Annotated in this window: 18 protein-coding genes; 1 reads left to right on the plus strand and 17 read right to left on the minus strand. The window is 44.8% G+C overall.

The annotated features are described in order from the left end of the window. Position 1 precedes the first annotated feature (1 nt). The 13 genes from leuB to EOD41_RS14025 all read right to left on the minus strand — a co-directional run bounded on the left by leuB (position 2) and on the right by EOD41_RS14025 (position 14,971). Complete coding sequence (leuB, locus tag EOD41_RS13965) at positions 2-1,072, minus strand: 3-isopropylmalate dehydrogenase (protein WP_127705955.1); 1,071 nt, start codon at positions 1,070-1,072, stop codon at positions 2-4. 43 nt (positions 1,073-1,115) lie between these two features. Further along, positions 1,116-1,745, minus strand: a complete 630-nt coding sequence (gene leuD, locus EOD41_RS13970) for a 3-isopropylmalate dehydratase small subunit (protein WP_127705957.1) — start codon at positions 1,743-1,745, stop codon at positions 1,116-1,118. 21 nt (positions 1,746-1,766) lie between these two features. After that, positions 1,767-2,063: an antibiotic biosynthesis monooxygenase family protein gene (locus EOD41_RS13975; protein ID WP_127705959.1), complete on the minus strand. Its 297-nt coding sequence runs from the start codon at positions 2,061-2,063 to the stop codon at positions 1,767-1,769. Further along, the gene (gene leuC / locus EOD41_RS13980) at positions 2,060-3,478 is read right to left on the minus strand and encodes a 3-isopropylmalate dehydratase large subunit (RefSeq protein WP_127705961.1); all 1,419 of its coding nucleotides are present in this window, start codon (positions 3,476-3,478) and stop codon (positions 2,060-2,062) included. Before leuC ends, EOD41_RS13975 begins: the two co-directional genes overlap by 4 nt. An 83-nt stretch (positions 3,479-3,561) precedes the next feature. Then, the gene (ilvC, locus tag EOD41_RS13985; protein WP_127705963.1) at positions 3,562-4,620 is read right to left on the minus strand and encodes a ketol-acid reductoisomerase; all 1,059 of its coding nucleotides are present in this window, start codon (positions 4,618-4,620) and stop codon (positions 3,562-3,564) included. Positions 4,621-4,793: 173 nt separating this feature from the next. Then, positions 4,794-5,399, minus strand: coding sequence for an acetolactate synthase small subunit (gene ilvN / locus EOD41_RS13990; RefSeq protein ID WP_127705965.1), 606 nt, complete (start codon positions 5,397-5,399; stop codon positions 4,794-4,796). A 22-nt stretch (positions 5,400-5,421) separates the two neighbouring features. Beyond that, positions 5,422-7,161: a biosynthetic-type acetolactate synthase large subunit gene (ilvB, locus tag EOD41_RS13995; RefSeq protein WP_127705967.1), complete on the minus strand. Its 1,740-nt coding sequence runs from the start codon at positions 7,159-7,161 to the stop codon at positions 5,422-5,424. Positions 7,162-7,272: 111 nt separating this feature from the next. Continuing rightward, on the minus strand, positions 7,273-8,982 hold the full coding sequence (ilvD, locus tag EOD41_RS14000; protein WP_127705969.1) for a dihydroxy-acid dehydratase: 1,710 nt from the start codon (positions 8,980-8,982) through the stop codon (positions 7,273-7,275). A gap of 343 nt (positions 8,983-9,325) precedes the next feature. Beyond that, positions 9,326-9,574 (minus strand): ATP synthase F1 subunit epsilon, encoded by a 249-nt coding sequence (atpC, locus tag EOD41_RS14005; protein WP_127705971.1) that lies wholly within the window; start codon positions 9,572-9,574, stop codon positions 9,326-9,328. Positions 9,575-9,656: 82 nt separating this feature from the next. Then, positions 9,657-11,162 (minus strand): F0F1 ATP synthase subunit beta, encoded by a 1,506-nt coding sequence (gene atpD, locus EOD41_RS14010; RefSeq protein ID WP_127705973.1) that lies wholly within the window; start codon positions 11,160-11,162, stop codon positions 9,657-9,659. Positions 11,163-11,303: 141 nt separating this feature from the next. Continuing rightward, positions 11,304-12,293, minus strand: coding sequence for an NAD(P)H-quinone oxidoreductase (locus EOD41_RS14015; RefSeq protein WP_127705975.1), 990 nt, complete (start codon positions 12,291-12,293; stop codon positions 11,304-11,306). Between the two features lie 100 nt (positions 12,294-12,393). Continuing rightward, the gene (locus EOD41_RS14020) at positions 12,394-12,921 is read right to left on the minus strand and encodes a hypothetical protein (protein ID WP_127705977.1); all 528 of its coding nucleotides are present in this window, start codon (positions 12,919-12,921) and stop codon (positions 12,394-12,396) included. Positions 12,922-13,108: 187 nt separating this feature from the next. Beyond that, positions 13,109-14,971 (minus strand): SPFH domain-containing protein, encoded by a 1,863-nt coding sequence (locus EOD41_RS14025; protein ID WP_127705979.1) that lies wholly within the window; start codon positions 14,969-14,971, stop codon positions 13,109-13,111. A gap of 590 nt (positions 14,972-15,561) precedes the next feature. Here EOD41_RS14025 and dapA point away from each other — a divergent pair. Continuing rightward, positions 15,562-16,443, plus strand: a complete 882-nt coding sequence (gene dapA / locus EOD41_RS14030) for a 4-hydroxy-tetrahydrodipicolinate synthase (protein WP_127705981.1) — start codon at positions 15,562-15,564, stop codon at positions 16,441-16,443. Positions 16,444-16,513: 70 nt separating this feature from the next. Here the strand turns inward: dapA and EOD41_RS14035 are convergent, their stop codons facing one another. From EOD41_RS14035 to ftsA, 4 genes are all read right to left on the minus strand, one after another. Further along, a complete protein-coding gene (locus tag EOD41_RS14035; RefSeq protein ID WP_127705983.1) occupies positions 16,514-16,690 on the minus strand; it encodes a histone H1 in 177 nt (58 codons plus the stop codon). Between the two features lie 218 nt (positions 16,691-16,908). Then, positions 16,909-18,147: an aminotransferase class I/II-fold pyridoxal phosphate-dependent enzyme gene (locus tag EOD41_RS14040; protein ID WP_127705985.1), complete on the minus strand. Its 1,239-nt coding sequence runs from the start codon at positions 18,145-18,147 to the stop codon at positions 16,909-16,911. 103 nt (positions 18,148-18,250) lie between these two features. Further along, complete coding sequence (gene ftsZ / locus EOD41_RS14045) at positions 18,251-19,843, minus strand: cell division protein FtsZ (protein WP_127705987.1); 1,593 nt, start codon at positions 19,841-19,843, stop codon at positions 18,251-18,253. Positions 19,844-19,969: 126 nt separating this feature from the next. Next, positions 19,970-21,316 carry a cell division protein FtsA gene (ftsA, locus tag EOD41_RS14050; protein ID WP_127705989.1) on the minus strand — a complete coding sequence of 449 codons (1,347 nt, stop codon included), beginning with the start codon at positions 21,314-21,316 and terminating at the stop codon, positions 19,970-19,972. Position 21,317 lies beyond the last annotated feature (1 nt).

The raw sequence follows: 21,317 nt of genomic DNA on the forward strand, positions 1-21,317 counted from the left end.
TCTACAAATACTCCAGCACCTTTTGCCCCATAGCAGTAGTGCCTAAAATCTTGCTCTTATCGGTCGCCGCGTCGGCAATGTCGGCGGTACGGTAACCGTCTTTTAATACTTTGTCAATAGCCGATGTTATGCGGGCAGCTTCTTCTTTCAGTCCGAAGCTTATCTCGAACATCAATGCAACAGATAATATTGATGCCAGCGGATTGGCTTTATCCTGCCCGGCAATATCATGCGCTGAACCATGTATGGGCTCAAAAAAACCAGTACCGTCACCAACAGATGCCGATGCCAGCATACCCATTGAACCTGCTATTTGCGATGCTTCATCAGTCAGGATATCGCCAAAAAGATTGGCGGTTAATACCACGTCGAACTTTTTAGGGTTCTTTACCAGTTGCATAGCGGCATTGTCAATAAACATATGCTCGGTTTCAACGTCAGGATATTCTTTAGCAAGTTCCTGTACCACTTCGCGCCATAGGCGTGAAGCCTCAAGCACGTTTGCTTTATCAACTGAACAAAGGCGTTTTGTACGTGCCTGTGCTGCTTCAAAAGCCTTACGGGCAATACGCTCAACTTCATAACGGTGATATATCATCAGGTCGGAAGCGGTGTTGCGGTCGTCGCTGCGTTTTTTTTCGCCGAAGTAAACGTCGCCTGTCAATTCGCGGAAGAAAAGGATATCAGTACCCTTTAGTATTTCCGGTTTAAGGCTCGATGCACCTAATAGCTCGTCAAACAACATTATAGGACGAAGATTAGCATACAAACCAAGCTCCTTGCGTATTTTCAACAAACCTTGCTCAGGACGAACCTTAGCGGTTGGGTCGTTATCGTATTTTATATGGCCTATGGCGCCAAACAGTATAGCATCGCTGGCTTTAGCTTTTTCAAGCGTTTCGTCGGGCAGGGGAGTGCCGGTAGCTTCAATAGCCGCGTGTCCCATCAGCGCCTCGTCGAACGTAAACTCATGCCCGCCCTGCTGACCGATTTTCTCCAATACTGCCTTACCCCAGGTGGTAACTTCCTGGCCTATCCCGTCGCCGGGTATTACTAAAATGTGTTTCTTCATAAGCCCCCTAACCCCCTAAAGGGGGAATAAGTAAGTATATTTTTTATAAATGTTTATCTGAACCGCTCCGGTTCCCCCTTAGGGGGTTAGGGGCTTGTTCGTATTCTACTATTTTTTCAGTGTTGCTCAAAATATAATCGATATCGTCATACCCATTTATTAAACAGGCTTTTTTGTACGGATTTATTTCGAAGCTTTCCTGTTCGCCTGTCGAGGAGATTTTGATAAACTGATTTTCCAGGTCAATTTCTACTTCGGCAGTGTGATCGGCAAATACCGCGTCAAAAATCTTTTTCAAAAAATCATCGCTTACCTGTACCGGCAGCAAGCCATTATTGAGCGCATTGCCTTTAAAAATATCAGCAAAAAAACTGCTTACTACAGCATCAAAACCATAATCACTGATAGCCCAGGCAGCGTGTTCACGACTGCTTCCGCAGCCGAAGTTTTTACCTGCAACCAATATCTTACCGCTGTAGGTTGGGTTGTTAAGCACGAAATCCTGTTTAGGATTGTCGTTCTCATCAAAACGCCAATCGCGAAACAGGTTGTTGCCAAAACCCTCGCGGGTAGTGGCTTTTAAAAACCTCGCGGGTATTATCTGGTCGGTATCGATATTCTCGATAGGCAGGGGCACCACGCTAGTTTGTATATGTTTGAATATTTTAGTCATTGGTCATTGTGTCATTAGTCATTATTGAAAAACCACTTCTTCATAATGTTCAACTACAGGAAACGGGTTATAAAAGTGATGCAGCAGGCTTTTCCATTCCTGGTATTGTGCCGACTGCCTGAAACCTACAGTATGGTCTTCTAAAGTTTGCCATTCAACAAGTAAAATAAAGCGGCTTTCATTTTCAAGGCAGCGCTTTAGTTTATGGCTGATGTATCCCGGCATTGATGAAATAATGCTTTGCGCTTTGGCAAAGGCCAAAACAAAATCATCCTCACTACCCGGAATTAAATTTAATATGGCAACTTCAAGTATCAACCTACTAATTCTCCTTCATTTAAAAGTTCCCGTATATCAGTAACCCTACCCGTAACTGCTGCAGCTGCAGCGGTTAGCGGACTGGCCAGAAACGTACGTGAGTTTGGCCCTTGCCTGCCTTCAAAATTTCTGTTTGAGGTTGATACACAGTACTTACCTGCAGGTATCTTGTCCTCGTTCATGCCAAGGCAGGCGCTGCAGCCCGGTTCGCGCAGCGGAAAACCTGCTGCCTCGAATATTTTGTCAAGCCCTTCGGCTTTTGCTTGCGCTTCAACTTGTTTTGAACCCGGCACCACCCACACGGTTACGTTTTCGGCTTTTTGCTTGCCTTTTACAAAGGCCGCCACCTGACGCAAATCTTCAATGCGCGAGTTGGTGCAACTGCCAATAAATACATAATCGATAGGTTTACCCAGTAGCTGCTCGTCGTCATGTAAACCCATATAGTCGAGCGCTTTTTTGTATGAGCCCTGTTCTTTCTGTTCGAAATCTTCGGTAGCCGGTATGTGCTGTGTAACGCCAATGCCCATCCCCGGATTAGTTCCGTAGGTGATCATCGGCTCAATGTCTTCTGCTTTGAAGCTTAGCACTTCATCAAATTGTGCATCTTCGTCGCTATAAAGTGTTTTCCAATAGGCAACGGCTTTATCCCATTCCTCGCCTTTTGGGGCAAACTCACGCCCTTTAACATAGTTGATCGTCGTGTCGTCAGGAGCAATTAATCCGCAACGGGCACCCATTTCAATGCTCATGTTACAGATGGTCATGCGGCCTTCCATGCTTAACGAACGGATAGCATCACCGGCATATTCCACTGCAAAACCGGTACCGCCCGCGGCAGATATCTGCGAGATGATATAAAGGATAATATCCTTAGCACCCACGCCTTTTTGCAGCTGGCCGTTAACTTCAATCTTCATTCTTTTTGGGCGCGATTGCAGCAAACATTGCGTAGCCAAAACCTGCTCAACCTGCGATGTACCAATACCAAACGCAATAGCGCCAAAAGCGCCATGAGTTGAGGTATGGCTATCGCCGCACACATAAGTACAACCCGGGCGGGTAACACCTAACTCAGGGCCAATTACGTGAACAATGCCCTGATAAGGGTGACCTAAACCGTATAGCTCGATGCCGAATTCAGCGCAGTTCTTAGTCAGCATATCCACCTGATAGCGCGAAAGCTCTTCCTTTATGGGGAGATGCTGGTTCCAGGTAGGTACGTTATGGTCGGCAGTGGCAACGGTTTGTTTCGGCCTGAAAACCGGCAAACCACGCTGGCGCAACCCGTCAAATGCCTGCGGACTGGTAACCTCGTGTATAAAATGCGTGTCAATGTATAAGATGTCAGGGAATCCTTCCTTACTGCTCACCACGTGTGCATCCCAAATCTTATCAAATAATGTTTTTCCCATTGTTCTTTTAGTTAAAGTAGCAGCAGCAGTTGCGGTAGCAGTACTTTACTGCCACTTTAAACTGCTACTGCTACTAAAAAAATTTACGCTTCTACTGCCTGGTTTTCAGGGCGAAGGCTGCGTACAGTTTTACCTGCCTGCCATAATTCGCTTTCACGAAGTTCTTTCAGTTCTTCGTTCAGTTTTTCGCGATAGTCTGGCTGGCTGTTCGAGTCGATTGAACGTTGTGATTCTTTGCCGGTAGCTACGCTTTCATAAAGTTCTTCAAATACAGGTTTAGTAGCGTCGCGGAATTTTTTCCACCAGTCAAGCGCGCCGCGTTGTGCGGTGGTTGAGCAGTTTGCGTACATCCAGTCCATCCCGTTTTCAGCAACCAATGGCATTAACGATTGGGTTAACTCTTCAACAGTTTCGTTAAAAGCTTCAGAAGGCGTGTGGCCTTTGCTGCGTAATACTTCGTACTGTGCAGCGAAAATACCCTGGATACAACCCATCAGCGTACCACGCTCGCCGGTTAAATCGCTATATACTTCTTTTTTGAAATCAGTTTCGAACAGGTAACCGCTGCCTACAGCAATACCTAAAGCAACAACACGCTCTTGTGCTTTGCCTGTAGCATCCTGGAAGATAGCGTAGCTTGAGTTTAAGCCACGGCCTTGCAAGAACATACGACGTAATGAAGTACCAGAACCTTTAGGCGCAACCAGGAACACGTCAACATCAGCAGGCGGAACTATGCCGGTTTGCTCGTTGAAGGTGATACCGAAGCCGTGAGAGAAATATAATGCTTTACCCGGAGTAAGGTGTTTTTTAACAGTTGGCCAAAGTTCAATTTGAGCCGCGTCGCTAAGCAGGTAGCAAATGATGGTGCCTTTTTCAAGCGCTTCTTCAATTTCAAAAAGGGTTTCGCCCGGTACAAAGCCATCAGCAATAGCTTTATCCCAGGTTTTTGAATTTTTACGCTGACCAACAATTACGTTAATGCCATTGTCTTTTTGATTAAGCGCCTGGCCCGGACCTTGTACGCCGTAGCCAATTACTGCCACAACTTCGTTTTTTAAAACGTCCTGAGCTTTTGATAAAGGGAACTCCTCGCGGGTTACTACATTCTCTTCAGTGCCGCCGAAATTTAATTTTGCCATGATTTTTGTTTGTTTTTGTGATATGCCTACAGGGCAATCACTTTTGTTTTATTGTTTTTAGTTCTTAGTTACTTAATTAAGGATCTGGACTCGAATTTTAAGAATTTATGAATACTCAGAATTTGAATTATTCGATTAATTCTTTAATTCCAAAAATTCGAGTTCTGACAGTCTTACATCGTAAACACCTTTTGTCCCTGGTTCAGATATTCATTTTCAATCACATCCTCACCCGGTTCGCGTCTTTCAAATTCGCGAAGTTTCGAATTGAAACCCTCGCTGTCTTTAATAATAGCTACACGTGCGCTGCGCACAAACTCAATCAGTCCGAATGGCTGAAGAATTTTTATCAGCGCGTCGGTTTCCTCACGGTGACCGGTGGTTTCAAACACAGTATAATCTTTACGTATCACAACCGCGCGGGCGCCATTTTCGCGTAATAAACGCTCAACGCTCACCTGCTCGGCAATTACGTTAGTTGATACTTTGTACAGCGCCAGTTCCTGCCAAATTACATCAGCATTGGTATGGTAGTACACTTTTAGCACTTCAACCTGCTTTTCTATCTGGCGGCAAAGCTTGCGTACCACGTCTTCGGTTTCGTTTATCACGATGTTGAAACGGTGAATGCTTTCAATCTCCGACGGAGAGGTGTTCAGGCTATCGATATTAATCTTTCGCCTGGTAAATATAATAGCGATACGGCTTAGTAAACCAATTTGGTTTTCGGTATAAACCGTGATGTTAAATTCCTGTTTTTCTATATCCTGAGTACTCATGATGTCTGTTTTACCCGGTGAATTATTTTAACCTGATCTCGGCAACGCTGCAACCTTGTGGTACCATCGGGAAAACGTTGTTTTCTTTGGTTACCATTATTTCCAGCAGGAATGAACCTTTATGTTCAAGCATTTCCTGTAACGCGCCTTTAAGTTCGCTTCTGTCTGATATCGACTTGCCGCTGATGCCATAGCCGCTGGCCACACGCACAAAATCAGGGCTTTGAATATCCACGAATGAGTAGCGACGCTCGTTAAACAGTTCCTGCCACTGGCGCACCATGCCAAGGAAATTATTGTTCAGAATGATGATTTTAACATCTATACCGGTTTGCATGATAGTACCCAGTTCCTGCAAGGTCATCTGGAAACCACCGTCGCCGATTATAGCAACCACTGGGCGGTCCTGTGCGCCAAATTTAGCGCCAATAGCGGCCGGAAGCGCGAAGCCCATTGTACCCAGGCCACCGCTGGTAACGTTGCTTCGGGTTTTGTTCAGCTTGGCATAACGGCAAGCTACCATTTGGTGCTGACCAACGTCGGTAACAATAACAGCTTCGCCATCAGTAAGCTCGTTTAATACTCGTATAGCTTCACCCATGGTCATTTCAGGGGTGGTAGGATTAAGCTCGTTATGAATAACCTGCTCTACTTCCTGGCGGGTAAATTCTTTAAATTTGGCCAGCCATTCGGTGTGTTGTTTCTCTTCAACCAAAGCGGTAAGCAACGGTAACGTCTCTTTACAATCGCCCCAAACAGGTACGGTTGTTTTTACGTTTTTGTCTATCTCGGCAGGATCGATATCCAGGTGGATAACCTGAGCTTGTTTGGCATATTTATCTAAACGGCCGGTTACACGGTCATCAAAACGCATACCTATGGCAATCAATACATCGCATTCGTTGGTTAACACATTTGGACCGTAGTTGCCGTGCATACCCAGCATACCTACGTTCAATTCATGGTCGGTTGGTATAGCGCCCGCGCCAAGGATTGTCCAAGCTGAAGGAATGCCCGCTTTCTCAATAAATGCCTTGAACTCCTGCTCGGCACTACCTAATATTACTCCCTGCCCCCAAAGCACGAATGGTTTTTTAGCCTGATTTATCAGTTCGGCAGCCTGTTCAATGTATTGGTTACGAACAATAGGTTTTGGCCTGTAACTGCGTATATGGTTGCAGGGTACATAACCTTCGTAGTTGAATTTTTGTATCTGTGCGTTTTTGGTAATGTCAATAAGTACCGGGCCGGGCCTGCCGCTGCGGGCAATATAAAATGCCTTAGCCAATACCTCCGGAATTTCATTCGCGTCGGTAACCTGATAGTTCCATTTGGTAACCGGGGTGGTAATGTTTATCACGTCGGTCTCCTGGAAGGCATCGGTACCTAATAGGTGTGCGAACACCTGTCCGGTAACGCATACCAGCGGTGTGCTGTCAATTTGCGCGTCGGCCAAACCGGTTACCAGGTTAGTAGCACCCGGCCCGCTGGTAGCAAACACCACACCCACTTTGCCCGATGTACGTGCGTAACCCTGACCGGCATGAATACCGCCCTGCTCGTGGCGGACAAGTACGTGGTTCAGTTTGTCATTATAGTCATACAAGGCATCATAAATAGGCATAATGGCCCCGCCCGGATAACCGAAAATGGTATCAACACCCTCAGCTAAAAATGCATCCAGCACAGCTTCCGAGCCTGATATTTCTCTCGTAGCCTTCTTTGTTTCCGGAGCCTGTAATTCCTGTTGTGCAACTTCCATGTTATTATATTTTATTTCGAATGTCGAATGTTCGATTTCGAATTTATTAACGTTTATATTCCTTTATCTGCACATCTGCATATTCACGCATCTGTACATCCCCATCAGGGCTTACAACTCATCCGTAACACAACCATCGGCGGCTGTTGAAACGGTTTTGGCGTATTTGTATAGCAGGCCTTTATTAACTTTAAGGGCCGGTTTTTGCCAGGCAGCTTTGCGCGCCGCTAATTCCTCGTCAGAAATTTTGAGGGTCATTTTGCGGCTTATCGCGTCAATTTCAATTCTGTCTTCATCTTTAACAAAAGCGATATTGCCACCGTCATACGCCTCGGGGGTGATGTGGCCTACCACAAACCCGTGGGTACCGCCACTAAAACGCCCATCGGTAATCAATGCTACCGAACTGCCCAAGCCCGCGCCAAAAATGGCCGATGTTGGTTTAAGCATTTCGGGCATACCCGGCGCGCCTTTAGGGCCCACGTTGCGGATAACCACCACATCACCGGGTTTGACTCGGCCGCTTGTAATGCCGTGTATCAGTTCAAATTCACCGTCGAAAACGCGGGCAGGGCCTTCAAAGCGCTCACCCTCTTTACCTGTAATTTTGGCTACGCTGCCGCCTTCGGCAAGGTTGCCATACAATATTTGTAAGTGACCGGTTGGTTTAATAGCCTTTTCAACCGGAAGAAAAACGTTTTGCGTTTCGAAGTTAATTTCTTTGATATCTTCAAGATTTTCTGCCAAAGTTTTGCCGGTTACGGTTAAGCAATTGCCGTGCAGCCACCCTTTTTTAAGCAGATATTTCATTACTGCTGGTACACCGCCTACTTTGTGCAGGTCTTCCATCATGTACTTGCCGCTTGGCTTCATATCAGCCAGCAGAGGGATGCGGTTGCTTATCTCCTGAAAATCGTCCTGCGTTAGTTTTACGCCAACACTTTTCGCCATGGCAATAAGGTGCAGCACAGCGTTTGTTGAACCGCCCAATACCATAATGGTAACAATGGCATTGTCAAAAGCCTCACGCGTCATGATGTCGCTTGGCTTAATATCTTTCTCTAATAATATTTTGATGTACTTACCTGCCGCTAAACATTCCGCTTTCTTTTCCTCGCTCAAAGCAGGGTTTGATGATGAGTAAGGAAGGCTCATCCCCAGTGCCTCAATAGCCGAGGCCATGGTGTTTGCTGTATAAATACCACCACAAGCACCCGCGCTTGGGCAGGCATTTTTTACCACACCCATAAAGTCGACATCATCTATCTGGCCGGCTATCTTTTTACCCAAAGCCTCAAATGCCGATACTATGTTCAGGTCTTCACCTTTCCAGTGACCGGGTTTAATGGTACCGCCGTATACCATAATTGAGGGGCGGTTAAGCCTGCCCATGGCTATCAATGAGCCAGGCATGTTTTTATCGCATCCTGGCAAGGCAATCAAACCATCATAGTACTGTGCGCCGCAAACGGCCTCAATTGAATCGGCAATTACATCACGGCTAACCAGCGAGTAACGCATACCTTCGGTACCGTTGCTCATGCCGTCGCTTACACCAATGGTGTTAAAAATAAGGCCTACCAACTGTTCATCCCAAACGCCTTCCTTTACAAGTTTTGCCAGATCGTTAAGGTGCATGTTACAGGTGTTACCATCATAGCCCATACTGGCAATGCCCACCTGTGCTTTTTTCATATCCTCGTCGGTTAAGCCAATGCCGTAAAGCATGGCCTGTGCCGCAGGCTGGGTTGGGTCTTGCGTAAGGGTTTTGCTGTATTTGTTTAATTCAACAGCCTGAACAGTATCAGTAGTAGCGCTCATTATATGGTATTAAATTCCGGTAAAATTAGGTTAAAGCAGTTTCCGCAGAAACAATAATTCAAGGTAGAGAGATGCTTTTTTGAAAGCAATAGATGCAAAGAAAAAATAAAATAAATATTTTATTCTAATTTAATTAAATTAATAAAATAAAATATTGTATTATCTTAAAATCTCAAAATTAAATTTTATTGTATTTATACCAAAGTGTAAATTGGTATTCGGTATAGATTCTATGCATGCATAATAACACTTCGAAATTTCGTCGTAATCAGGCGAAACCGTCATTAAAGTGCAAAAAAAATCCCGGGTTGTTGGCCCGGGATTCGTATAGTTTTTACGCTGATTATGCTATACCTTCGGCCAGCACGGTTACTTTATTGTTAGCCGCTTCGACAACGCCGCCTTTAATAAAGAAATGTTCTTCTTTACCGGCACCGCCACCGCGAATGGTAAGCTTACCATCATTAAGCGTTGAAATGATAGGCGCGTGGTTGTTCAGTATCTCAAAAGCGCCCAGCGTACCCGGCAAGGTAACCGAAGTTGCTTCGCCTTCGTAAACTGTTTTATCAGGAGTAAGAATTTCTAAAGTCATTTTGAGTAGATTTTAGAATCAAGATTCAAGAGCCAAGACGTTTTTATCTTGATTCCTGAATCTTAATTCTTGATTCCGGAGTTTACGCGTTCGCTTCAGCTAATAGTTTTTTACCTTTTTCAATAGCGTCTTCAATGGTACCAACCAGGTTGAATGCTGCTTCGGGGTATTCGTCAACTTCACCATCCATAATCATGTTGAAGCCTTTGATGGTTTCTTTAATGTCAACCAGTACACCTTTTAAGCCGGTAAACTGCTCGGCAACGTGGAACGGCTGCGAAAGGAAACGCTGAACACGGCGTGCGCGTGATACAACCAGTTTATCTTCCTCGCTAAGTTCGTCCATACCAAGGATGGCGATGATATCTTGAAGTTCTTTGTAACGTTGCAATGTTTCTTTTACGCGCTGAGCGGTGTTGTAGTGCTCGTCGCCTAAAACTGCAGGGCTAAGGATACGTGAGGTTGAATCCAGAGGGTCAACCGCAGGGTAGATACCTAACTCGGCAATTTTACGTGAAAGTACGGTAGTAGCATCTAAGTGGGCGAAGGTTGTAGCCGGTGCCGGGTCGGTCAAGTCATCCGCAGGTACGTAAACCGCCTGTACAGATGTAATTGAACCGCGTTTGGTTGAAGTAATACGCTCCTGCATCAAACCCATTTCGGTAGCCAGTGTTGGCTGGTAACCTACCGCCGATGGCATACGGCCAAGCAGTGCCGATACTTCAGAACCAGCTTGTGTAAAGCGGAAAATGTTATCGATAAAGAATAATATATCACGGCCTTTGCCTTCTTCGTCACCATCGCGGAAATACTCGGCAATAGTTAAACCTGAAAGCGCCACACGTGCACGTGCACCAGGAGGCTCGTTCATCTGACCAAATACGAAGGTCGCTTTAGAATCTTTCATCGCTTCAGCGTCAACTTTTGACAAGTCCCAACCGCCTTCTTCCATTGAATGCATAAACTCGTCGCCGTATTTGATAATGCCCGATTCAAGCATTTCGCGCAGTAAGTCGTTACCTTCACGGGTACGCTCACCTACACCCGCGAATACTGATAAACCTGAGTATGCTTTCGCGATGTTGTTGATCAGTTCCTGGATCAATACGGTTTTACCTACGCCCGCACCGCCAAATAAACCAATTTTACCACCTTTTGCATAAGGCTCCAATAAGTCGATTACTTTGATACCGGTAAACAATACCTCAGTTTCGGTTGAAAGATCTTCAAACCTTGGCGGAGTATTGTGGATAGCGCGTCCGTTTGATTTATCAAGTTCGGTAATACCGTCAATTGCATCACCTACCACATTGAATACACGTCCTTTAATGGCGTCGCCGATAGGCATTTTAATAGCTGTGCCTAAATCGGTAACAGGCATGCCGCGCAATAAACCGTCGGTCGAGTCCATGGCGATGGCGCGTACCCTGTCTTCACCTAAATGCTGTTGAACTTCAAGAATGATTTTTTGACCATTCTGTTTAGTTATCTCTAACGCATTGTAAATTTTAGGAAGATGGGCCTCATCATTAAAGCTTACGTCAACTACCGGACCGATGATCCGTGATATTTTTCCAATGTTTGGCATATTATAACCTGATAATTAAAAATAGTTTTAATGTACAATGTATCAATTTTGTGATGATACTATTTGTGGGCGCAAAGTTATGATTTATAACGAAATATTTAAATAGTGTTGGTAAGATTTTCACACCGAATTTTAATAACCTCACGTGGCCTGAAAACGCAGGATTATTTTACCCGAATGGGTGCTGCTTTCCATCAGTTTATGTGCTTCGGCGGCATCCGCTGCGTCGAAAACACGGTGAATCACCGGTTTGATTTTTCTGGCGTTAAGTAACGGCCAGATGTTTTGCTCCACCTCATATGCCAGCTGACTTTTGAACTCAGGTTCGCGTGAACGCATGGTTGAACCGGTTATTGTTAAGCGGCGACGCATAATTACTGACAGATCAACCTGTGCCTCACGGCCCTGCATGGTGTTTATAAATACCAGTCGTCCATCATCAGCAAGCGAGGCAATGTTACCTGGAAAGTATTTGGCGCCTATCATATCCAGTATCACATCAACTCCACGGCCGCCTGTAAAGCTTTTTATCTTTTCAGTAAAATCTTCGGTATTGTAATTAATGGCACCCGCGGCGCCTTGTTCGAGGCAGAATGCGCATTTTTCATCTGTCCCGGCAGTAATATAAACGTTACTGCCCAGCGCAGTAGCGATATGTATGGCCGATATGCCAATACCGCTGCTGCCGCCATGCACCAGCAGACTTTCCCCGGCTTTTAACTTACCCAGCCGGTATACATTATACCAGATGGTAAAATACGTTTCGGGCAACGAGGCCGCTTCTTCAAAAGTAAAGCCATCTGGCACCGGCAGGCATTGCCCCTCGGGCACAACGCAATATTCGGCATAGCCACCGCCGGCAATCAATGCGCAAACCTTATCGCCAACTTTCCATCTTTCTACATTTTCGCCTGTGGCGGATATTACTCCGGCCACCTCAAGCCCCGGAATATCCTGCGGTGCACCTTGCGGGGCAGGATAATTGCCCTTGCGCTGGTAAATATCAAGACGGTTAAGTCCGGCTGCTGAAACTTTTATCAGCACTTCACCAGGGCTGGGGATAGGGGTAGGACGTTCTTCAGGCTTTAATACTTCCGGATCGCCGGGTTGGGTGATGATGATTGCTTTCATTTGGTAAGTGTGTAATGAACAGTATAATAAATAATAACAAATGGCGATGGGTTTCAAACCCATCGCTATTTGTTATGGCATAGTATGTTGTTGTAGATGATTATTCGACGTCAGCCTCTTTTCCGGCTATCAGAAATAAATTCTTTTTATGCTCAATAATTTTGTACAAAGGATCGATTAGTAATATATCCTCATCATTTAATATTAAAATGAGCCTCATGTCATCCGACGACGCTTTCTTATCCCACCGATATATAAACATCCAAAGATTTGTACCTGAATCGATATACCCTGCGTCAATATAGTTTTGATTCAAAAGTTTCACAGAATTTAAAAATTCCTGTCTCTCGAGTTGAGAAAAATGATTAAGTGCGTCTATTTTTCCGGTATAGGTAACTTGCCCATTACCCGCTATCTTATTATTGATAAATAGTGTATCCCTCTCAAAATAATAATTTGTATTCAGGCCAGTTGTATCTTTAGTTAGTTTTTTTGATAAAGCTGAAACCTTGATAAGTGCTTTTTGAACATCATCAAAATTATCATTAAATGAAATTTCATTTAATGATAATTGATTGTAAGATGCTGCTAAAAACGCGACTAAAATTAAAATACCAATGCTTCGCATTATTATAATTAGATCGTTTAATAATCACTTAGTTGACCAGATGAGGCGGCGCCTCCCTATGATTAGCTATGTGGCATGACTAAAAGTAAAAAATAACATAACTATTTTACAAATAATCCTTGTCAAATAGCGATGGGTTTCAAACCCATCGCTGTTGTTTTTGATGGATTTATCCATCATATTCACATTATTTCTCATCATTCTCCTTCTGCAGCTTTTTCAGCATTTCATTGCCTATCAGCGCGTCTATCATACCACCCTGACCGCCGTCTTTACCGTTAACCAGTATTTCAGGAACCAGCTTAATGTTGTTAGCCGCTAAAGCTTCGGCTACGCGGACAATAGCATACTGCTCGGTACCCATGGCTTCGGTTTTCTGGCGGGTAACCTCGGCCTCGGCTAAACCAATGGCTTTAATTTTGCCCGCTTCGGCGGCGCCATTTATGCCGGTAGCATTTGCATCGGCGCTGGCGTTTACCGTTTTCACCTCGGCATCGGCCTTGGCGTTAATGGTTTTTACCTCAGCGTCAGCTTTGGCGTTGATGGTTTTTGATTCGGCTTCACCCTTGGCTTGCGCTACCTTTGAAGCAGCCATTTGGGTATTGATCTCAACCTGGCGGGTTGATTTTACTACCTCGGGCTGCATGTCGGCACCAGCTTTGGCGCTTTCAAACTCTTTACGTTCTATTTGCGCGCGGCACTGTATCTCATAGGTCATCTTTTCCTGCTCGGCTATTTTACGGTCGGTAAGCGTTTTCATTAGTGCGGGCGGCGGAACAATGTCGCCTATCAGCGTGTCAACACCCACAACATTGTAACCGGCAAGCACAGTTGAAATATGCTCCTTCGCGTCGTTCTGGCGCTGGATACGGTTGGCCAGGAAGCCGATAACATCACTTTTTTGCGCCGAGTTACGGAAATAGTTGGCAATGGTAGGCTCCAGTACCTGCGATACCAGGTTCTTCATTTTGCCGAAACGGGCTATCACCTTTGGCGCTTCATTACGTGGTACGTGGATGATTTGCGACACATCGAGGTTAAAGGTAAACCCGTCTGACGAGCGTACGGTGATTGTACACAGGTTCTTGTCCAGTTCATGCGCTTCGGTACGGCTGTCGGCCCAGTTAAGTACAATGTTGGTTGTAGGCACCACTTCAACGGCATGAGTGTAAATGTTAACCGGGTGCTTGCCGGGGTCGAGCGGGTCTTCCCAAACACCTTTTTCATTGCGTTTAACAATGTTGCCATGTTTGAAGTTATCACCGCTGGTATCGTTACCCAGCGGACCGACGAATGAGTTTACCACGCCGACATAACCGATAGGGATGTAGATCATGTCAACTTGTTCAACAATAACAAACCAGGGGTTAAGGTAATAAGTACCGGCAAGTATCACATCTTCCTGCAAGCCTTTGCGGCCGCCCGCGTTTATAAAGGCTATCGGGTCCTGGTAGTTTTTGTGTCCTGCAACCGATTCACCGGCTATCTCGCCTTTATCGAGCGGCTCGCCATCAAGCGTGGTTACTATGCCCACCTTATTCTCCTGTATCTGGGTAATGGGTACGGTTATCACCTCAAACAAGAAAGTATTAATACGATAACTACCAGGGGTAAGGAATGCAGCCTGCGGCCCCTTCTGGCCATTATTGTCTAAAAAAGCGGTAGCATCCTGAAACTTATCGCATTGTACCGGCTTACCCAAAACGCGGCCTGTATCAAGCGAAGCGCCGTCTTTAGCTTTAATTAAGCCCAGCTTATTTTGTTCGATGATGGTGAACGGCTGCATTACAATTTCGTACTGCCAGGGCCACATGCGCCAGTATAGGCCGGGAGCAAGAGCTTTGGCCTGCATACCAGCTTCGCCATGGGTAGCAATAATGCGTCCGTCGGGCAGATGTTTTCCGGACAGGGTGAATTTTTTAACTACAAGGCCGATGCGATCATCGGGTACTATTACCATACCGAAGAACACGCGTAATACAAATTTGTAGAGCACAAGCAATGCGATGACGGGTAATACCCACCACAGGCTTTCAATTGGAAAGTTCATGATTTTTTAAAAAATTAAATGTTGATAGTCCTTAAGGCGCGGACTGGTTTAGATAGCTTTTACAGCTTTATAATGAGTGCCTTAGCTGTATAGCGGTTAGGGTTTTGAGTGTTTTGTTAAGTTACATTGGTGTAAGAATTACACACCAAATATCATATGGCTGTAAATAATTTCCAAACTTTTAAAACGATTTAGCAGGTTTGTAAAAAAAGGGCTTTATTTTGATTTGCCTGTTAATACAAGTGCCTCGGTAAAGGCATAAAGTAAAAGTTATTTAAAAAATAGTACACTGTTACTCAAGCTTTATCAGGTTGTAATGCACTGTAAACAGTTAATTTAACCTAAAAATGGCGGGTTTTACCTGATGATTGCTTTTATTATTAAGAGTGTTGACGGGTGTTGACGGTGTTGACGGGTGTTGACGGTGTTGATGGTGTTGATGGTGTTGACAGGTGTTGATGGTGTTGACGGGTGTTGATGGTGTTGACTGGTGTTGACTCTGTTGACGTCAACACCTGCATGCTATTTCTGAAATCTAATATCTCACATCTCAATTCTAAAAACTATCTTAGCGACTTTTAAACATAATCATGAACAAATTCTTCGGGACAGGGGTAGCGATGGTAACCCCGTTTCAGGCTGACGGGCAGGTGGACTTTGAGGGTCTGCGTAATCTTATTGAAAGTTTAATAAGCGGCGGGGTTGAATACCTGGTAGCACTGGGTACAACCGGCGAAAGCGCTACGTTGAGCAAGGACGAGAAGAAGAAGATTTTTGAGTTTACTGCCGAAGTGGTTAACGGTAGGCTGCCGCTAATTGCCGGCATCGCCGCGAACAATACCTACGAGGTAGTTGAAAGCATAAAAGCGTTTGATACTAAAAGTTACGAGGCTATCCTTTCGGCCAGCCCGTACTACAATAAACCTACGCAAGAGGGTATTTACCAGCACTACAAGGCCATTGCCGAGGCATCGCCATTGCCGGTAATCCTGTATAATGTGCCCGGTCGTACCGGCAGCAACGTAAATTCCGAAACTACCGTGCGTTTGGCTAACGATTTCAAAAATATCATCGGCATAAAGGAAGCATCAGGTAATTTCGACCTGTTTAACCAGTTGCTGAGAGATAAGCCTGAAGATTTCCTGGTAATATCGGGAGACGATGCTGTGACCCTCCCCATGATAGCGCTTGGCGCTGTTGGCGTGATCTCGGTTGTGGGTAACGCTCTTCCTAAAGAGTTTTCCGATATGGTTCGCCTATGCCTTAACGGCGACTATGTATCGGCACAAAAGGCTCACTTATCAATAGTAGAGTTCACCCGCCTGATGTTTACCGAAGGTAACCCGGCCGGTGTAAAAGCGGCACTTAAACAGCTTGGCGTTTGCGGTGATGCGGTTCGCCTGCCGCTGGTACAGGTAAGCGAAAAAACAGCCACTGCCATTGCTGCCGAAATCAAAAAGATAAAACAGTAATTAAATAAAAAACCCGGCTAATTAGGTAGCCGGGCGTTTTTTAATTGGTCAGTCGTAGTTAAAAAAATCTTTAAGCTTTGTTCTTTGTCTCCTGAACTTCAAGACGAATGCTTTGTGCCAAGTTTTTAAGGTCTTGCAAACCTTTACGTAAACGGGTTCCGGCAGCGCTGTTGCCTTTGTTGTAGAATTTGTCGGCATCTACTTCTAATGATGAAACAAGCTCCTTTACTTCGTCAAATTTTTTCATTTTAGGTCACTCCTTTTTTAATTAGTTGAGTTTAATTGTTTTACTGAAGGCTAATCTAAAATTGTTTTTAATTAAAAAAAAATTTTCAATCACAAAAAACGCCTCATTATCAAGGTATTTTTCCACAATTCAGGCCGTTATCATGTATTTACATGATTTGTATGTAAACGTAAAGCGTAATAAATAAGTTACCATATAATTACAAAGAAAATTAAACGTTACGAAACGCTTTTTTCTTTATAAAAACCGGCCTTTAACTTGTCGCCCATTTCACTGAAAGCCTCAATCGTAACCTTTACATCCTCCATGCTATGAACAGCAGTAGGAATTAGCCTTAAAATAATCAACCCTTTCGGAATAACAGGATATATTACTATCGAACAGAAAATGCCATAGTTCTCGCGCAGGTCGCGGGTTAGGGCTGTGGCCTCGTACAGGTCGCCTTTTAAGTGCACGGGGGTTACCATGCTGTTGGTGTTGCCGGTATCAAAGCCGCGTTCTTGTAAGCCGGTTTGTAAGGCTGTGGCTACCTGCCATAACATCTTGCGCAATTCGGGATTTGATTTTAGCAGTTCTAAACGTTTTTTCAAACCTATCACCATAGGCATTGGAAGGGCTTTGGCAAAGGTTTGCGAACGCATATTATACCGCAGATAATCAATTATCTGCTTGTTTGATGCTACAAAAGCACCAATGCCGGCCATTGATTTAGCAAACGTTCCGAAGTAAACATCTATACCATCAACACAATCCTGCGCCTCATGCGTGCCGGCGCCGGTTTGGCCCATTGTGCCGAAGCCATGCGCATCATCAACCAGTAAGCGGAAAGTATATTTGTCTTTCAGTTTTACTATCTCTGTTAACTTTCCCTGTGCGCCGCTCATGCCGAAAACGCCTTCGGTAATTAGCAATATAGCGCCGCCTGTTTGTTCAGTTATGCGTGTAGCCCGCTGCAGCTGTTTTTCGCAGCTTTCAATATCGTTGTGCTGATACACAAACCGTTTGCCAATATGCAGGCGCACACCATCAATAATACAGGCATGTGATTCGGCATCATAAACAATCACATCATTACGGTCAACCAGTGCATCGATTATAGACACCATACCCTGGTAACCATAGTTTAATAAAAAGGCCGACTGCTTGCCAACAAATTCAGCCAGACTGTTTTCCAGTTCTTCGTGATGTATAGTATTGCCCGACATCATGCGCGCGCCCATAGGGTAGGCCATGCCATAATCAAGTGCGGCCTGTGCGTCGGCCTTGCGTACTTCAGGATGGTTGGCAAGCCCAAGATAGTTGTTCAGGCTCCAAACAATATGTTCTTTGCCGTTGAAATACATGTGCGGCGCCAATTCGCCTTCAAGCTTTGGAAAAGAAAAGTAACCGTGCGACCATTTTTGATGCTGACCTATAGGGCCGCCTACGTTTTTTTGAATTTTATCGAACAGATCCAAGGGGAATTGTTTTGAAGTAACCAATATGTTTTTTTAAACTGAAAAGCCTTTGTATGATGTATACAAAGGCTTTGGGATATAGTTTTGGGTTTGAGTTTTTGTATTAATCAACATTATCGTGCAAAAACGAATTGTTGTTCCTGATCTCGGTTTTGCCCTCATCGTCAGGAAGTAATGAGAAACGGGATACCTGGCTTTCGTTTGAAGCAGGTGTTTGCTGCAAGGCGATTTCTTTACGCTTGTAAGCCGGTACATTTTCCATTTCCTGAAGGTTACCCGAGCGAAGCTTCATGCTAAGGTCTTTTAACCGCATAATACGCTCGCGCGATTTACGCAGTTGCTCTTCCATGCTTTCTTCGGTTTTGTTGTCATCAGCGCCAACAACAGGTTCGGGTTCTGGCTCAGGTTCTGGTTGTTTGGTTGCAACTGTTTCAAACTGCATAACGCTTTCAGTCAGTTTAAAGGTGAAGCCTGCAGTATCAGGTTCTTCAGTAGCTTCCGGCTCTTCAGGAGCAAGGTTATGTTTGATGATCCCTGATGGTTGTTCTGCAGATGAGCTTGCAAACATATCAAACAGTCCGGTCTGCTTTGGCTCTTCCTTGGCTTTCATGTAAGGCTCGGCAATGGCATCAGGCTTAACAGGAGTAATAAACTCGTTTACCGGTTTTGCCAGTGGCTCATTCTCAGGTATCAGCATTGAAATTACCTTTTTATTACTGATCTCTTTCTCGCGTTCGTCTTTGGTTTGGAAACCTGTGGCGATAATGGTTACCGATAATTTATCTCCCATATTTTCGTCACGGCAGTTACCCCAAATCAGGTCGGCGGCAAGGCCTGCTTCTTCCTGAATGTAATCGGTAATAACGCTCACCTCATCCATGGTCACCTCTTTGTCGCCCGAGCTTATGTTAAGCAGGATATAACGCGCGCCTTCAATTTCATTATCTTTTAACAATGGAGATGCCAAGGCACCTTCCACTGCTTTAAGCGCCCGGTTTTCACCTTCGGCGCTGCAGCTGCCCATTATAGCTACACCGCTTTCTTTCATTACGGTGCGCACATCCTTAAAGTCAACGTTGATATAGCCCGGCAGAGTAATGATCTCGGCGATGCCTTTTGCTGCAGTCGTCAAAATATTATCCGCTTGCGCAAATGCCGAACCCAAAGTAAGGTTACCGAATATCTGGCGCAGCCTGTCATTTGAAATAACCAGGTATGAATCAACATACTTTTTAAGTTCTTCCAAACCTTCTTCGGCCTGCATTTTACGGCGTTTGCCTTCAAATGAAAACGGAGTAGTTATAATACCTACTGTAAGTATATCCAGTTCTTTAGCTGCTTTAGCAATAATAGGGCTGGCGCCTGTACCGGTACCGCCACCCATACCTGCGGTAATAAACAGCATTTTGGTATTGGGGCCAAGCATTTGCTTTATATCGTCAATATTTTCGATGGCCGAATTTTTACCGACCTCAGGTATTGAACCCGCACCCATACCTTCAGTAAGGCTGGCGCCTAACTGCACCTTATTGGGTATAGGGCTTAACTCAAGCGCCTGGGCGTCGGTATTACAAATAATAAAATCGACACCGGTAATACCTTGCCTGTACATATGGTTTACCGCGTTGCCGCCGCCACCGCCAACACCAATAACTTTGATGATAGACGACTTTTCTTTTAACATCTCAAACTGCATATTCCTTACTTTCAGATAAATGTATTTTGACGATCAGTTAGTTTTCGCTATTGTAATATTATAACATTTTCCACAATGTTTTTCCACATTCGTTGATATTGTGGAAAAGTTATGGGTTGTGAATAATTATTTCAAAAAGTCCTCATCCTTGATGTCATCTTTAATAAATTTTTTCCCGCTCTCTAATATTTTCGACAGTAAGCCAAACTTTTTGTCTTCTGTGTATTTTTCTTTAACGGGTTTCACCGTTTCGGTTACCGAAACCGGCATGCTGTTATACTCCATTTTTTGAATACCTTTTATCAGCAAGCCTATACCTGTGGCGAATGTTGGGCTTTGCAGCTCTTCATAAATGCCTTTTGGCAGTACTTCATTTTTAGCTAAGTGCTCGTTAGGGTAGCCTACGCGGCAATCAAGCCCGGTTACAAATTCAACAAGTTGCGGCAGGTGTTTAAGCTGTGCGCCGCCTCCGGTTATTACTATTCCGGCAATCAGCTTTTTCTCGTAGCCTGATGATTTGATCTCGTAGTAAACATGTTCTACGATTTCTTCCATACGTGCCTGTATAACATACGCCAGGTTTTTAACCGATATCTCTTTCGGTTCGCGGCCACGTAGGCCCGGTACACATACTATCTCATTTTCTTTGTTCTCATCGGCTAAAGCAGAACCGAAACGAACCTTTAACTGCTCGGCAATATTGCGCATAACCGAACATCCCTCACGAATATCCTCCGTAACGCTGTTGCCGCCAAACGGAATAACCGCTGTATGGCGGATGATACCTTCGTGGAAGATGGCCACGTCAGTAGTGCCACCGCCTATATCAACCAATACTACACCGGCTTCTTTTTCTTCGTCGCTTAATACCGACTCAGACGATGCCAGCGGCTCAAGTATAAGCTCTGAGCTTTCAAGCTGCGCTTTGTTAACGCATTTTACAATGTTTTTAATTGCGGTAACCTGGCCGGAAATAATGTGGAAGTTAGCCTCGAGGCGTACACCAGCCATACCGATCGGGTCCTTAATCCCCGGCTCGTTATCTACAGTAAATTCCTGAGGCAGCACATGGATAATCTCTTCACCGGGGGGCATTACCAGGTTGTACATATCCTCAATCAGTTTATCGATATCTTTGCGTGAAATTTCGGTTTGCAAATCGCGGCGGGTTATTAAGCCACGGTGCTGCAGGCTTTTAATATGCTGACCTGCAATACCAACGTTTACTACCCTTATTTCAACGTTTGATTGCGTACCGGCAACATCAACGGCCTGTGTGATACCCTGAACGGTTTTATCAATATTTGATACCATGCCGCGGGTAACGCCTGCTGATTCGGCCTTACCGATGCCTAATACCTCAATTTTCCCGTTCTTACTGCGGCGGCCAACTATGGCACATATTTTTGTAGTCCCGATATCCAATCCTACAATGATTGGTGAACTTTTTTCTTGTGATAAACCTTTGTCCATT

Origin of the sequence: Mucilaginibacter limnophilus (assembly GCF_004005815.1) — a bacterium.
GTDB lineage: Bacteria > Bacteroidota > Bacteroidia > Sphingobacteriales > Sphingobacteriaceae > Mucilaginibacter > Mucilaginibacter limnophilus.